Origin of the sequence: Corynebacterium mendelii, assembly GCF_017307055.1 — a bacterium.
Lineage (GTDB): Bacteria > Actinomycetota > Actinomycetes > Mycobacteriales > Mycobacteriaceae > Corynebacterium > Corynebacterium mendelii.
Genome location: NZ_JAFLEQ010000018.1, coordinates 10,615 through 25,280, shown reverse-complemented (window position 1 = coordinate 25,280; position 14,666 = coordinate 10,615). Strand labels below are relative to the sequence as shown.

The following is a 14,666-nucleotide window of genomic DNA, read 5'->3' as shown; positions in this document are numbered from 1 at the left end:
ACATGATAGGTCAGCAGCCGGTGTTACAGCTTTTTCCTTTTTGCAGGTTGACCGATTCCCCCGTCCCGGTTTATCCCAGTCCCAGCCACCCCAGGTTGCCTTTGAGTGCTGCGTAGCCGAGGAACGCGACAGCATCGATGAGGAAATGGGCGATGACCAGTGGCCACAGTTTCCCGGTTTTCGCGTAGTAGGCGCCGAAGACAAGCCCCATGATGATATTGCCGATACCGGCGCTGAACCCCTGGTAGAGGTGGTAGCTTCCGCGCAGGACAGAGGCGGCAACCACAGCCCCGGCAGTCGGGCATTTCAGCTGCCGGAGTCTGGTGATAAACCAGGCGACCACCACCGTTTCCTCGGCGAAGGCATTGCCGAAAGAAAACAGCACAAGAACCGGATACTCGTAGAAACTTCTCGCCAAACCGGTGGGGGCGACAACCGTGCTCAAACCCAGCTGCACGGCGGCTGCATAAAACAACAGCCCCGGAAGACCGATCAGGGCCGCCAGGCCTGCCCCGCGCAGCACATCCCGGCTTGTGGGGCCGGGAGGCGATAGCTTGTCCCTGGCCAGCAGATACCAGCCCAACAGGCCCCAGCCGATGAGCACACCGGCTGAACACAGCTGCAGCGACAGATCCAGCCAGGAGACAGATGACTGCTGCGGATGGATGGTGACTTTCTGCTGGTTCAAAGCCACCGGCTGCAATGCCGCATTGATCAGCCGCAGGGCGGAACGGATACCCGAGGTACCGAAAGTAACCAGTAAAACGGTGGTGATTTCGAAAACAAGGAGTGTTTTCGCCCTGCCACTGGCTGCGGCCACATCAGAATCAGCGGGTGTTTTTGAGAAGAACAGACGTTGTTTCACCTTCATGGATGCACCTGCCGGGCGAGTCGGAGCAGTGTTTCCGTGCTCGCGTGCACGGCACCGAGATGGATACCGACAGGTTCCGGGCGGGTGCCGGTAAGCCAGGGGATGCTGATCGCTGCTCTGCCGGTCATGTTGAACAGGGTCGCCCACGGTGTCCAGCGGGTTTGTTCGGCAAAGTCGTCCGGGGGCGCAAGAGCTGAAAAATGCCCGATTGCCGGTGGATCACAGGCCAGCGTCGGCGAAAGAAGAATATCGAATGTCCACCTGTTTTCCACGGTTGCGGCGACATCCATGAACGTCTGTGCGGCGCGGGCACGATGGTCTGCTGTCATATCCAGCCCTTTGCGTGTCAGCCAGGCGACCAGCGGGCTGGAGGGTCCTGTGATCGTGCTGCATTTGCTTGCCAGAACATCACCGAAAGCGGCGAATGTTTCTTGCCCGTAGGGCCGATGGGCATCAACGATGGTGTGCCCCAGCCGTGCCAGATGGTCGGCAACCTCGCCGACAGCATCAATCATTACCTGGCTGACTGTGCCGTCACCGTGTATCGGGGTCGTTGTCACACCGACAGTCACGGGCTTGAACGGCTTTACTTTCCCGGGTGGATGCCCGGCTGATGTGTCAGTGTCGGCAAGTGCAATACCCGCGGCGTAGGCCGCATCGGCAACTGTGGCGGTGATAAACCCCTGCGCTGTGGGTGTGGCATCTGTGGTGTCATGCGCCGGTTTGAAACCGACAGTGCCGGTGGCGGCAGCCGGAACACGCAGTGACCCGCCACCGTCGGAGCCATGGGCCATACTGACCAGATGTCGGGCGACGGCTGCAGCAGCACCCCCGGAGGAACCACCCGGTGTGTGGCCGGGCCATAAAGGATTGTCCACTGCGGGCATGCCGACCGGTTCGGTGTAGGCGCTCATTCCCATCTCACTGGTCTGGGTTTTCCCGCACACCACGGCATCAGCTGCCACAATGGCGGCGGCTGTCCGATCGTTGTTGCGCGGGAAACATCTGCGGTACACAGCCCCGTAGGCCGAGGGTATTCCCGCCACATCGCTGAGATCTTTGACCGGTACCAAAAGCCCGAACAACCTTCCCGGGCGAAACGGCTGCATCGAGTGATCGCGCCTGTCAACCAGCATCCTGGCACGGGCCAGTGCCTTGTCGGCTTCAATATGGGCAAAACCGTGGTCACTGGCGGCAAGACCATGGGCCGTTTCCAGGAAAGCCTCAACACATTCGACAGGATCGCCGCTGCCGTCGACGAAAGCGGACACCTGGGCCGCCAGTGAACGGTGTGTTGTCGGTATGGTCACATCGACCAACCCTACCGGCCGATACAGTGGTGTCATGACCATGACCGTCGCCTACCTGGGTCCGCAGGGAACATTCACCGAACAAGCACTCATCGCGTTCGCCGACAGCGGTTTTTTCGGTGTTGCCTCCAACGACATAGAACCTTGTGCCGTCGACAGTCCCGCAGCAGGACTGGACGCAGTCAGAAACGGCAGGGCCACTTTTGCTGTGGTCGCGATCGAGAATTCCGTTGACGGGGCGGTCACACCGACCTTTGACGCACTGGCGGACAAAGGTGGTGTGCAAATCTTCGGGGAAACAGACATCACCATTGCTTTCACCATCATGGCCGGCAGGAAGATGTCTGCCTCGTCGATTACCAGTTTTGCCACCCATCCTGTGGCCCGGCAGCAGGTGGCCCGCTGGCTGTTGAAACATGCCCCGAAAGCCGACTACATTCCGGCTTCTTCCAACGCGGCGGCCGCGCGCATGGTCGCCGAGGGAAAAGTTGATGCGGCAGCAGCCCCGGCACGTGCAGCCGAACTGTTCGGGCTTGTTCCACTAGCCGACAATGTTGCCGATGTCGCCGGTGCCAGGACACGCTTTGTGGTTGTCGGAGCAACCGCCGCACCAGCGTCTCCCACCGGATCCGACAGAACAGCAGTGGTTTTCACCCTGCCCAACAAACCGGGTTCCCTGGTCCGGGCTTTAACGGAATTTTCCTCCAGGGGAGTGGATCTGACACGAATCGAATCCCGTCCCACCAGAACAGGACTGGGAACCTACCGTTTCCATGCCGATTTGGTGGGGCACATCAATGACCCGGTGGTCGGTGAAGCCCTCATGGCTTTGTATTCCCACTGCAGCCACATCGCGTTCCTCGGATCGTGGCCGGCGGCATCCGGCGATGCCCAAGAAGGGTTGCACACAGAAACCGGCGCCGTTCAGCCGGATGCGCCAACAGTGCCTGCCCCGCAGGTGGTACGGGAAAAACAGGACAAGGCCCGCCGGTGGCTTGAAGCCGCCAGAAAAGGCCGTGCCAGCTAGCCGGTGAACAACCGCACCGTGTGAAACAAACCGATGTATCCGCTGTCCGCTCTGCTTTTTGCACCCCTGCGAAGCCGATTTCTTGCAGTAGGGTGGCCAGTAACAGTTTCAGCCTCGACCGCGCAGCAAAGGTGTAAGAAAAAACGTGGGTTCAAGAATCATTCTTCTCAGGCACGGACAAACACCGTCGAATACGCAACGAAAACTCGACACCGCACTTCCTGGACGTCCCTTAACTGACGAGGGCAGAAAACAGGCCGAGATAGCAGGCAAAAATCTTGCCGCCCTGTGCGCGGCGGGCAACGGTGATCCCGGACGGCTGAAAGCAATGGTCAACTCGCAGGCGATGAGAGCGGTGCAAACCGCCGACCTTGCCGCCCAGGAATTTAACCGGGCAGCGGATCTTGTCGGAGATGAGCGTGTTGTGCCAGAAACCATCGAAGGCATCAAAGAGATTTCTGCCGGAGTCTACGAGGACCAGTCCTCTGCGGAGGCTTTCGACGTGTATTTGGAGCACTTCGGGAAAATGATGCGCAACGATCCCGCAGCACGGGTGCCCGGAGGCGAATCGACCGGGGAGTTCGTCACGCGCTACTACGGAGCAGTCAGCAGGCAAATCCGGGACAAACTAACCGCTTCCACCGGTCAAGCCCTCGATGGCGACCTGGTGGTGGTCAGTCACGGTGCTGCGATCAGGGTTTTCACCTGTTTATCCACCGGCACCGACCCGAATTTCCTGGTGGAGAATTACCTGGATAACTGCATGTTTTCCGTCATTGAGCCGCGTGGCGAGGAATTTGGGCGATGGACATTGCTGTCGTGGGCAACGCGTGACGGAGCGATGCTCGAGTGAGCATTTCCTGCGTGGCACCCCTAAACGGGGGCGAGCTTAGGGGGCGCGTGAAAAGGCGGTGGAGTACGGCACGCACTGCCACGGTTGTTTACCCCGATATAAGCAGCATTGCTGCTTATCAATGGTCTTTAAGGTTCCTGGCCTGTGGTGATGCAGACGGCTGAAACGCCGATGAATACGTGATCGGCGCACCCGGTATCTTAAAAAATAGTTGACGGGGAGTTGATATCCGTTGATTGGTCTGGCGTGTCGACCTGTAACAGGGGTGGGCCGCGTTGCGTATAAACAGATACTGCACAATGATGTTGCTAGCTTGTTACCACTAGCTGCGTACGCATTTTCCTAAGTTTTGAAAGGCTTGCACATGCGCTCCATCCGTCGCGCCGCCATCGCCGGCGCCACCGCCGCCACCCTGATTCTGGGCGCGGCCAATGTCGCTACCGCGAACGAGAACACCACCGACAAGGACTCCAACAAGTCCACTTCGTCGGTCAGCAAAGACCTGAAGTACATCGTCAATCCTCCGAAAGAGATGAAGAACGGCGAGAAGCGGGAAGGTGGGGCCAAGAACCTCTCTGCCCGCATCGGTAGCGTGCTTGAGGCTGACCAGCCCGCCAACGGTGCCCGTCTGTTCGGCAGCACCCAGGACTACAAGCAGGAGCCCAAGTGGGCGAAGGCTATGCTGGCTGTCACCTACATCGGTGCCATCGGGTCGATTCTGGGCCTCGTGGTCTTCCCGGCCTACAACTTCCTGCTTGCCAACGGCATGCTCCCCTGGTCCCCCCGCTAATCCGACGACCAACGACCCGAAAGAGATATACAATGCGTAAATTCCGCAACGCTGCTATCGCCGGTATGACTGCTGTTACGCTGGTCGCCGGCCTGAATACCGCTGCCTTTGCCGCTGAACCCACTGATTCTGATATGGCAAGCCAGTCCGACGTTATCAAGGACGGCAAGCCGGCTTCCGAGCGTGAATCGTTCAGTGAGAAAAAGCCCGACCCGAAAAAGTGCTCTGACTTGGGCTACACTCTCGACCTTGACAAGGTTGAGCTGGGTGACCGTGACCCGCACTGCGAGACCGATCTGCTCCAGGACGACGCCAAAGAGTTCAGCAGCAAGCCCACCAACTCCTCTGTGTGGGGCAAGCGCTACGACGCTACCCAAGACGCGTACGGCCGGGATCTCCTTGGCCAGGACAAGAACTTCGGCGACCAGCCTGTCTGGTCCCAGATTTGGTACGTTGTCACCATTCTCGGTGTCATTGGCACCGTCATTGGTATCGGCTACCTGCCGGTCATGAACCAGCTGAAGGCCATGGGCTACATCATCTAGTGATGATCATCTAGAGGTGGTTACCCTGTTCCCGCACGATTTTAGTTAAGGAACCGGAGAACCAGCATCTAGCAGATCGACGATCAAACCCCCGGTCGCTCTAAGTGAGTAACCGCAAAAGGTGGGTGCTCCACATATTTGGTGGGGCGCCCACCTTTTTATGTTTTCTACCCTCGTTTTCTCGGTAGCCCGAGGGATTTCTGGTTTGTGTAAATGGTGACTGATGATGAAACGATCACATGCGATAGTTGCAGCTGTTTCGGTGTTGTCTGTTCTCGCAGCAGGCCCTTTTGCGCTTTTGGCCGCGACATCAGGTAACGCAGTCCTGGCATGGATAGCTGTGTTTTTCTATCTTGTTGCTTTGTTGTGCGTGGTTGCCATCGCACCTTTTGTGGTTAAGTTTTTGCGTGGGTTAGCCCGGCGGGTGGGTACGGTTGAACGGGATATCGTGATGCTGACTAACACGATTGGTCGGGCTGCGCCGGTACTTCGTCGAATTGATGACAGGGGCAGAGCGCTGGTCTATGGGGGAGTGGGGGAGAACTCCTGTTCGCGACATGATCGCAGTGGACGGCTTGATATCGCCATCGTTGTCAGTTCGAAGGCGGAGGCCCGCGAGGCTATCGACCTTTTCAACAGCAGCTCAGAGCGCATGGGGAGATTGGTTCTCGTCCTTTCCCCACAGAAGATGGGCCGATGGGGAACGTGGATTGACGAGGATCTCGGAACCGGTGTGCATGTTGTTGCCGGTGAGCATCTTCTAGACGGCAGCGCCTCGACTGAATTGCTGTTTACCTCCGGCTTAGTCGCGTGCATCACCAGCTTCCAGGATTCGGCGGCACGTGTTTTTAGCCACGTTGTTAAAGTCGATGAGGTTATTGCCGCGCTAGAGCTGGAGTCGGTTCATGGTTGACAGCTCCGGCCCCGTTGTAGTTTCCACCCGACAAAGGCGCCCTCATTTGTTGATCGCTGGGGATGACCTGAAATTCATCGAACCCATGATCGGTTATCTTGAGCGGCATTTCGTCATTCGTTTCGATCACTGGACTGGTCCGGAAGGACATGACCGGGAGCATTCTCTGGAGCTTCTCAAGTGGGCGGACATCATCCACTGTGAGTGGATGCTGGGCAATGCAGTCTGGTATTCGTGGAACAAATCAGCGCACCAAAAATTGATTGTGCGTGTTCACTTGTTCGAGCTGTCCCGGGAATATGGCTTTCTTCCCAATCGTGATGCCATTGACAAGGTAATTGTTGTCTCGCGCCCGACATTTGAAAGAGCAGTGTCGACTTTCAGACTCCCCCGGGAAATTGTGCAGATTCTTCCCAATGCCATCGCCATGGACGGGTGGAAGTCGGACAAGCCGTATGACCAATCGAGGAGTTTCCGTATTGCCATGGTTGGTGCCGTCCCCTCCCGGAAAGGACTTCGCCGGGCGTTGCGGATTCTTAAAGTGCTGAAAGAGCACGATGAACGCTATTGTCTTGAGCTGTTTGGCCGACAGCCACACGATGTTGATTGGGTGTGGTCTAATCCGGAAGAACGCGACTACTTCAGTGACTGCACTAAAAAAATCAGTGAATGGGGATTGGAAGGATCAGTCAGGTGGCGTGGCTGGTCTGCTATGGATCAGCATTGGGGAAGCCTGGGATTTGTGCTTTCGTTGTCCGATGAGGAATCCTTCCATGTTGCTCCCGTGGAAGGTGCCGTTCATGGAGTGTTGCCGGTGATCTTGCCCTGGCCGGGTGCGCACTGGATCCATCCTGATTGCGTATTGGTTGACGATCCTGCTGCAGCCGTCGATTTTATCGTCGACCACCAGCAGCAAGATTCTCGTCAACAGGTGCTGGATGTAGCCTGTGATTTCTACAATAGATATGACGCAAGGCAAGTAGCGCAACGCTACACGCGGCTGGTGTCAAACTTGTAGAGGCGCATATGAATTCCTTCAAACACATCAGCGTGATCGTTCCGGCTAAAAATGCGGGGCGATCGATTGGCCGTGCGCTCGACTCGATCTTGAACCAGCCTCCGACTGTCCCCGTGGATATTTTCGTGGCGGTCGACAAAAGCAGTGACAACACTGAATCGGTGATCAGTGAATATGATGGAGTTCACCCCAATATTCATTTCGTAACAGGCGACTTCAAAAGCGCCGGCGCGGCACGCAACGCGGCATTGGACTGCTGTTCTTCTTTCCTCAACGGCGCAGGCGAGGACCGCGGATTCTGGCTTGGGTTCCTCGATGCTGATGATGCCTGGGGAGAGGATTATCTTTCGGGGATCACGGATTTTCTCGCTGCGGTGGACAATCCGAAGGAAATCCAGCTTCTGTCGGTTCAGCAAAAACGTGTTGACACCACCGGTGCCATCAACGACAATCATCCGCTGCGCTACCGGTTTTATGACGGTTCTCGTGTCGTAGATTTGAACCATGACCCGGCCGCGTTCACCTCCTGTGTCACCTCGACTCTGGTGCGAACTGGCCAGGCATTAAAACAGCGATTCCATCCGACTCTGCGCTGGAGCGAAGATGCGGATTTCGTCCATGAATACCTCAGGAAGAACGGCACAACAATAGGCTTGGTCGCCGGTGCAAGCTACCTGTACTCCTTCGGCGACAGAACTTCTGCGACACAATCTGCATGGAGTCAGGCTGCAAAATACACCCTTCCCTTCGACCAGGCATATTTCCGTTGGTGTGGTGCGCATTATCCGGGATACAGCGATGGTCAGCTGCCGCAGTGGGTCCAGTGGATGATCATGTACGAACTGCACTGGTATATGGAAGCAGACAGAAGAGTGGTTCATCCTGCCCGTCAACTTCCCGAATCTGTACGGCAAGCCTGTGGCCAGCGTCTAACAGCTTTGGCCCGCTGTCTGACCCCGGCTGTGGTCAAAGAATTTTCCGCCGTCCCCTGGTCCATGGACCGACGTTGTGCTGTTCTTGCACAAACCGTTGATGGCTTGGTCAGTCGGCAAATCGTTGTGTATAGGGAACGTTTAGGAGATGGGGAGCGCAAATGCACTTGGTTTACGTCCCCTAATGCGAAGCGGCAGATGGTTTTGGGAGGCACTGCATGCAACCCGAATTGGGATAAAGTTGTCCGGCATTCATTTTTCGGGGGATTGGCTGTCGATGAACACATCACCTGGAGAAAATCTCCTTTACCTGACTGGGCTGATTATGGTGGTGCTGTTGTTCAGGTCTCCAGATACAGGGGATTTTTGAAGCCACCAACCGAATTGGGGCAGCCGGTTATGGATGGATTCACCCGAACGCTCTACTCACAGCGTCCTGTCATTCGAATCCTTGGCAAGACGGCCAAGGCTGCCAGATTTCAGCTGGGGCGGGCGAAACGGAATATCCGAAAAACACCGGCGGTCCGAGTCCTCGAGAAGAAGGCCAAGAACTCGATTTCTTTCTTGCGGAGAACCGAAAGGACAAGGCCGCAACGATTATCCTGGTCTGGAGTCGATGGAAAACAGCTCTGGTTACTCTTGGACCGGCATTACACAGCTGGTGACAATGGGGAAGCTTTTGCCCACTGGCTTCTCCGTGAGCATGGAAACGACATTGATCTCCGGTTTGCCGTGGGACGTGACAGCGAAGCCTGGGGGCGATTGAACCGCGAAGGCTTCAGACTTCTGGACATCGCAGACACCTCTGCTTTCCAGCAGATTGTCACCGAAGCAGATGTACTGGCGGCATCTGACCTGTCTGTTCCTGAGCTGGTTGAGTGTTTTGTTAAAGGCAAAGTGAAAAGAGATGATCAGCTCATCGTATTTCTGCAGCATGGTGTTCTCAGAGCCGATCACAGTCGCTTGTTGAATCCGAAGCGAATCGATTTGATGGTGACATCGACCCCGGAAGAAACAGCGAGGATAGTAGCGGATGGCTCACCGTACGTTTTGACGAACCGGGAGGTAGTTATGACCGGTCTTCCGCGGCACGACCTGCTTGTTGAAAGGGCGCAGAAATCCGATCCCGAAATAATCGCGATTGCTCCGACCTGGATACCTGAGCTCCGTGATGAGATCGAGGAAATCCTGGATTCTTTTTCCGGCCATGAGAATTCTGATGAGTGCGTCGAAGCTCTCACACAGGCAGTTACAAGCTCACCGAAACTGGCACCGTGGATTCAGCTGTTCAATATTCTCGAAAATACTGACCATTTGAAGGGGCATGTAACGTTCGTTGTACACCCTGTCTACCCACTGGCAGTTGCAGATGTCCTGGACAGAATAGGGATAGAAACCGTTGCCGGTGTCGAGATCGCCGAGCTGCTGGCAAGGACAGCCGTCGCCGTCACTGACAAATCGTCAGCAGTTGGTGATGCTGCGTTAGTCGGAGCTTCACTTATTGTGTTGAAACCGGCCTGTCCAGCGGATGAAGAAGCAGCCTTACCGGGAGCCATCGTGGTGGAAAGTATCGACCAAGCTGTTGAGAAGATTGTGAACGCTGCTTTGAGGCGTAGAACCTTCGATGAGCGTTTCGGGCGCTACGATGGGCTTGCTTGCGAGCGGCTCTATGCGGCTATTATCGCTAGAACAGCAGGTAATTCTGCTAATTCTTAGGCCTATTTAAAGCTGGCTTCATATTTTTCTAGCAGAAAAGGATTTGGAACGAAAACGCGCTGCGGTGGTAACCACGACTTGTTCTAGCTCAGCCGCAAAGTCCAGGGCGTGCTGTTCTATCAGATCAAAACGGAATGCCACTGCGGGATGAGTCTGGGATAATCTGTCTTCTGTTATCTGGTGAAGGATTCTTCGATGTGCTGGCCAAACCACTGGTAGAGCGGGGCATGATAGTGGAAGGGGGCCAGTCCCCACTTGTGTGAAGCCTCTGCTTTGCAGAGTTCTTCTGGAGGGGTGATCACTTGTATCCCGGTGTGCTCATCGACTTGCTCGAGGTACCGGGAGAACAATATGTTTGCGTGAGTTGCTGTTGTATTGAAACTTGGCGGGGTCTGCTCTCCCTCAGCTGTTTCGTAAGCCCACATCGGATTGATCAAGCGGGTTTTGGGGGTGAAGCCGTGTTTATCCAGAAATTCGCTGAAGATATTGAGTTTTTTGCTCCACAACTGGAAGTGCTCATCGGTACCGAAAGGGATGTGCTGAATCGCCCCTGTCGGCATAAAATCGAAGTCCTCGCCGATTGGCATCTCGATTGACTTCGTAATAAAACGATCGTTGCCCATGTCATAGACGCCCAATCGTTCGTCGGTGAGATCCCACAAAAGCACGTCCATTTCCGTATATTCTGCCAAATCCCGGTACAAGCTACCTGCTGCATCTTCGACAAGTACACGGTAATTGAAACTGGGGGCTGGATCCTTAAGCCCAAGGGCTGAATACTCAACCATTGTGCCAGCGCTGATGAGGGACTGTCGGGCAATGTACTTGTGTACCTTCCAAGCTGGAGCCATAAACTCCGCGGTGTCCCTGGACACACAAGATCCGTAGATAGCTAGCTTTAAGTCTGTCATTAAGAGTTGTTTCTATTTTCGATTTTCTCGAGGTAGCCCCGCGTATCTTCTGGGAGCTCAGATAGGCGTTCCCTCATCATTTCGGCGGCTTCTTCGGGCTTGTCTTGAGCCAGATGCCAAGCCCACTGCCTGTATTCTCGGGCAAGCTCACGAGCTGGCCCATCGCCGATCATTACTCCATGATGGAGCCACACCGCACGGGTACACATTTTTTCAATTGTCTGTGCTGCGTGGGAGACCAGAAACATGGTGCCAGCATTTTCCCGCATGGTTTTCATCTTTACTTCAGAGCGCTTGACGAAAGCCGCATCGCCGGTGGACATTGCCTCGTCAATGAGGAGAATATCTGAGCGCGCTGCGGTCGCAATGGCAAATCGGAGGCGACCGGACATACCGGAAGAATAAGTGGCCATCGGTAAGTAAATGGAATCTCCAATGTCAATAAAATCGACAATTTCGGCGACGGCCTCGTCGAGTTGATCAGGGTGAATTCCGATTGCAAGACAACCCAACCTGATGTTCTGTAAACCTGACAGTGATGGCTCCAATGCCGCGGAAACGCCAAGCAGCATTGGTTGGCTGGAGGCTAGAATCTCACCGGTTTCTGGCGCCTCTAAACCGGCCATGGCTCTCATTAGTGTTGATTTTCCTGAGCCGTTGAGCCCCAGAACACCGATAGCCTCCCCGGTATGGGCGCTCAGGCTCACATGATGTAGCGCGCGGACGTTGACCTGAGGGATAAGGCCCATAGCTGCCTGGAGCTTAGCTGCCCGGGTCACATGGTTGGTGGAAGGAGTTTTGTAGACAACAGAGACGTCTGTGACCCGCAATGATTCCTGCGAATTGGAATATAGGACTTTGTTAGCCACGGGAGTATTTCACCTCTCTCGACCAAAAACACAGGAACCCAATGATGAAAGTTGACACCGCGATAACGGTCAGAAGAACCCATTGTCCCTGGGGCGGGTATTTTCCGTAGATTAAACAGCCTCGCATCATATCCAAAATGATGTAGCCAGGATTGGAATGCAGTATTTTTAGCCACATTGAATCGTGGATGAAGTGGTCAATATTGAAGAAGATACCGGAAGCGAAAAACCAAAAACGAATTGCGTAGTTGATCGGTATTTTAGCATCCGGGATAATATCAGAGAGCCAAGCTGAAAAGAAAGATAAACCGGCATCAAATATAATCATCAGCAGATAAACGAAAGGCGATAAAAGAACTGCCGGATGTAAGCCTGGCCCATTCGGGAAAAAAGCAACGACCAAGGCCGCGACTAAAATCTGCGGCACTGCATCTATGACTTGCCGGAGGCTAAAGGAAAGTACCAGCGCGGCGCGTGGGAATGAAAAAGCTTTGATAATGTTCTTTCGCGAGCGTATAAGACCGACTGCTCCCCCCACCGATTGGGAAATCATGCCGAAGAAAGTGATACCCACAAAGAGGTAGAGGACAAAATAGTCAATACCTCTGGACGTTTTTAATAGAAGCCCAAAGATAAGTCCGTACACCGCGGCGTCTAAAAGAGGACTGAGGATTAGCCAAACGTGGCCGAGAAGCATATTTCTTGTTTGAGAAAAAGCTTTCGCTCGAGATTCAGCAAGAATGAAATAGCGGCGCTGCCACAGCTGCCTTAAGTAGATGCGCAAAGGGGGGCGACCGATAACAGGTTTGAGCTCACCAGCTTCAGTAGCGCCCCTAGAGCTGGAACGGGAAGGGTTCTCGGATGCTCTGATCATAAGACCTCCATGTGTCCCAATTGTTCGTAAATTTCGGTAAGCGCGCGTGAGGATTGTTTCCAGATCCGCAGCTGTGCGAATGCTCTGCAGATCTGGCTGGTGGATTCTGATAGTGGTTCCACAGCCATCGTAGTCAGCCGATCGGACCAAACCGAATCATTGTCGGGTGGAAGAAGCCACTGCCGTTCGGTTGGGGGAGTGATCTCCCGTAATGCTGACAGATTGCTGGCAAGAACTGGCACGCCACAAGCAAGAGCAGGAATTGATTTCAAGGGTGTGATTGTTTGGGTGACCCGAGAATCGATCCGCGGAATGCAGAAGACATCGAAGCTCGCATACCAGGAGGGCGTTTCTTCGTACGGGACAGCTCCGGCAAAAGTGATGTGTTCATGAACCCGCAGTTGGTCAGCCATTTTTCTCAGGGAAGGCAGGGCGGAGCCGTCCCCAACAATAACTAGGTGGGCTGTCGGAACCTCTTCCAGAACACGGGGAAGTATCCGAACAAGTAAATCAATGCCTTCATACGCGACTACGGAACTCACCGTTCCGTAGATGAACCCGTCTGTCGGAAGGCTCAGGCTTTGGCGGGACGTGGCTTTGTCCCGGGGGTGGTTGATGAGGGTCTCTTCGACTCCGTTGGGTACGACGGCGACTTTCCGGTTGTCTACGCCTCTTTCAACCAGTTCTTTTTTTTGAACTTCAGACAGGACAATGACCGCATTGGCAGCCGTGGCAAGCTGGGTTTCGATTCTCCTCAAAGATTTGTATCGGCTGCTCGTCTCGCACCGAGGAATCAGAGAATCCGGAAACTGAGTCAGCCACGTGTCTTCGCGCTGTCCGCGCATTTCGTAAATCCACGGGAGTCCTGTTCGCCGGGCTGCTTCGAATGTTGCCAACCCGTGGACCCAGTCCGTTGTACAGTGCAGGACACCAGCATTATTGCGGCGGGCAAGCTCTACAATCCGGTCTGCCTCAAGACGAATCTTCTGCGATACTTTTGTCGGCATGATCCACGGCATGTTTCGCCGGTACATCACTCCGTTGAGACAAAACGCTTCGTTGGAGGCCAGCTTGCCGATGATCACCGGATATCCGGGGCGGGTCGATGCTGTGACATCTATGCCTTGTTGTGTCACTGCTTTGAGTAACTGGTGGGAGCGTTGAGCATAGCCCGCTGTTGATGATGGCAGGGAATTGGTTAGGGAGTAGATCACTCCAGTTGGTTTACTGCTGGGGATTGTCCCGGAGCTGCGAGGGAGAGCTGCGATGCGATCGATGCCATGGGTGATTGTTTCCCGTTCATCGGTGATATGTTGTCGTAGCCGTCCCTGGGCTAGCTCCAGCGCTGCTTCCCAGTCGCCAAGCCGCCACAGTTGCCGGGCTTTGCTTTGCCTGCGAAGCGGAGTGTCAGTGATATCGAGCGCCACGCAAAGCGCATCCCGGATTATTCCCGAGTTTCGTGTTGCCGAGAGCTTCTCTCGCGCATCCTGCGGGTTATCGGAGATAAAGTCGGCTAGCGCGCTGGCCACCGTTGATTTTCCCGGCAGGATGCATCCGGTAGTGCGGATTCCCCGGACTGCTGTGCTTCTGAGCCTTTTGGGCAGTCGCCGGGAGGCAAGCAGGGATGTGTGTAGCGGGTCCGTGAGAAACATGCCGATGGCAGCGGTTACAAGACAACAAAGCTGCCGGAACCTGAAAGCTGTGTGCGACATCAGGCTTTTTTCCTCACGGAATCAACTGTGGTAATCCATCGTTCGGTGAGATCTTCCAGGGTGGGGCCGCTCCGGAACCAGTCCTCCCCGCGACCGTCTACTTCAAGAAGTTGACGGTTGTGGAACAGCCTGAACCACAATGCACCGAGTTCTTCCGGATTCATGGGGGTTACGACGTGACCGATGCCCGATTCTTTGACGATGTCGGCGGCTTCACCGGCAACTGAAGCAGTGACATGTTTTTCCGCCCACATGATTTCGAAGAGCTTGGAGGGGATCGTGTACTCCATTGGGGTCCACGATTCCAGATGGACCAAGACGGTAT

13 protein-coding genes and 1 pseudogene are annotated in these 14,666 nt (G+C 55.1%); 7 read left to right on the top strand and 7 right to left on the bottom strand.

Annotated elements, in window-relative coordinates:
• Positions 1–70: 70 nt before the first annotated feature.
• Entirely contained in the window at positions 71–871 is an 801-nt protein-coding gene (locus tag JZY06_RS11930; protein WP_207279797.1) for a CPBP family intramembrane glutamic endopeptidase, read from the bottom strand.
• Complete coding sequence (locus tag JZY06_RS11925) at positions 868–2,181, bottom strand: amidase family protein (protein ID WP_207279796.1); 1,314 nt, start codon at positions 2,179–2,181, stop codon at positions 868–870. Before JZY06_RS11925 ends, JZY06_RS11930 begins: the two co-directional genes overlap by 4 nt.
• A gap of 40 nt (positions 2,182–2,221) precedes the next feature.
• Here JZY06_RS11925 and pheA point away from each other — a divergent pair, with 40 nt between their 5' ends.
• The 7 genes from pheA (at position 2,222) to JZY06_RS11890 (ending at position 9,975) form a co-directional block, all read left to right on the top strand.
• Complete coding sequence (pheA, locus tag JZY06_RS11920) at positions 2,222–3,208, top strand: prephenate dehydratase (protein WP_207279824.1); 987 nt, start codon at positions 2,222–2,224, stop codon at positions 3,206–3,208.
• 145 nt (positions 3,209–3,353) lie between these two features.
• Positions 3,354–4,061 (top strand): histidine phosphatase family protein, encoded by a 708-nt coding sequence (locus tag JZY06_RS11915; RefSeq protein ID WP_207279795.1) that lies wholly within the window; start codon positions 3,354–3,356, stop codon positions 4,059–4,061.
• A 364-nt stretch (positions 4,062–4,425) separates the two neighbouring features.
• Positions 4,426–4,851 (top strand): hypothetical protein, encoded by a 426-nt coding sequence (locus JZY06_RS11910; protein ID WP_207279794.1) that lies wholly within the window; start codon positions 4,426–4,428, stop codon positions 4,849–4,851.
• Between the two features lie 134 nt (positions 4,852–4,985).
• Positions 4,986–5,396 carry a hypothetical protein gene (locus tag JZY06_RS11905; protein ID WP_207279793.1) on the top strand — a complete coding sequence of 137 codons (411 nt, stop codon included), beginning with the start codon at positions 4,986–4,988 and terminating at the stop codon, positions 5,394–5,396.
• A gap of 226 nt (positions 5,397–5,622) precedes the next feature.
• Complete coding sequence (locus JZY06_RS11900) at positions 5,623–6,309, top strand: hypothetical protein (RefSeq protein ID WP_207279792.1); 687 nt, start codon at positions 5,623–5,625, stop codon at positions 6,307–6,309.
• Positions 6,302–7,327: a glycosyltransferase family protein gene (locus tag JZY06_RS11895; protein WP_207279791.1), complete on the top strand. Its 1,026-nt coding sequence runs from the start codon at positions 6,302–6,304 to the stop codon at positions 7,325–7,327. Before JZY06_RS11900 ends, JZY06_RS11895 begins: the two co-directional genes overlap by 8 nt.
• Before the next feature lie 8 nt (positions 7,328–7,335).
• Entirely contained in the window at positions 7,336–9,975 is a 2,640-nt protein-coding gene (locus JZY06_RS11890) for a bifunctional glycosyltransferase/CDP-glycerol:glycerophosphate glycerophosphotransferase (RefSeq protein WP_207279790.1), read from the top strand.
• A 173-nt stretch (positions 9,976–10,148) separates the two neighbouring features.
• Here the strand turns inward: JZY06_RS11890 and JZY06_RS11885 are convergent, their stop codons facing one another.
• The 5 genes and pseudogenes from JZY06_RS11885 to JZY06_RS11865 form a co-directional block, all read right to left on the bottom strand.
• A complete protein-coding gene (locus tag JZY06_RS11885; RefSeq protein ID WP_255568641.1) occupies positions 10,149–10,886 on the bottom strand; it encodes a DUF6270 domain-containing protein in 738 nt (245 codons plus the stop codon).
• Positions 10,886–11,755: an ABC transporter ATP-binding protein gene (locus JZY06_RS11880; RefSeq protein ID WP_207279788.1), complete on the bottom strand. Its 870-nt coding sequence runs from the start codon at positions 11,753–11,755 to the stop codon at positions 10,886–10,888. Before JZY06_RS11880 ends, JZY06_RS11885 begins: the two co-directional genes overlap by 1 nt.
• On the bottom strand, positions 11,748–12,629 hold the full coding sequence (locus JZY06_RS11875; RefSeq protein ID WP_207279787.1) for an ABC transporter permease: 882 nt from the start codon (positions 12,627–12,629) through the stop codon (positions 11,748–11,750). The genes JZY06_RS11880 and JZY06_RS11875 overlap by 8 nt, the downstream gene beginning before the upstream one ends.
• A complete protein-coding gene (locus JZY06_RS11870) occupies positions 12,626–14,158 on the bottom strand; it encodes a glycosyltransferase (protein WP_207279786.1) in 1,533 nt (510 codons plus the stop codon). Before JZY06_RS11870 ends, JZY06_RS11875 begins: the two co-directional genes overlap by 4 nt.
• Positions 14,159–14,340: 182 nt before the next feature.
• Positions 14,341–14,666: pseudogene (locus tag JZY06_RS11865) on the bottom strand (hypothetical protein); the annotation flags it as partial.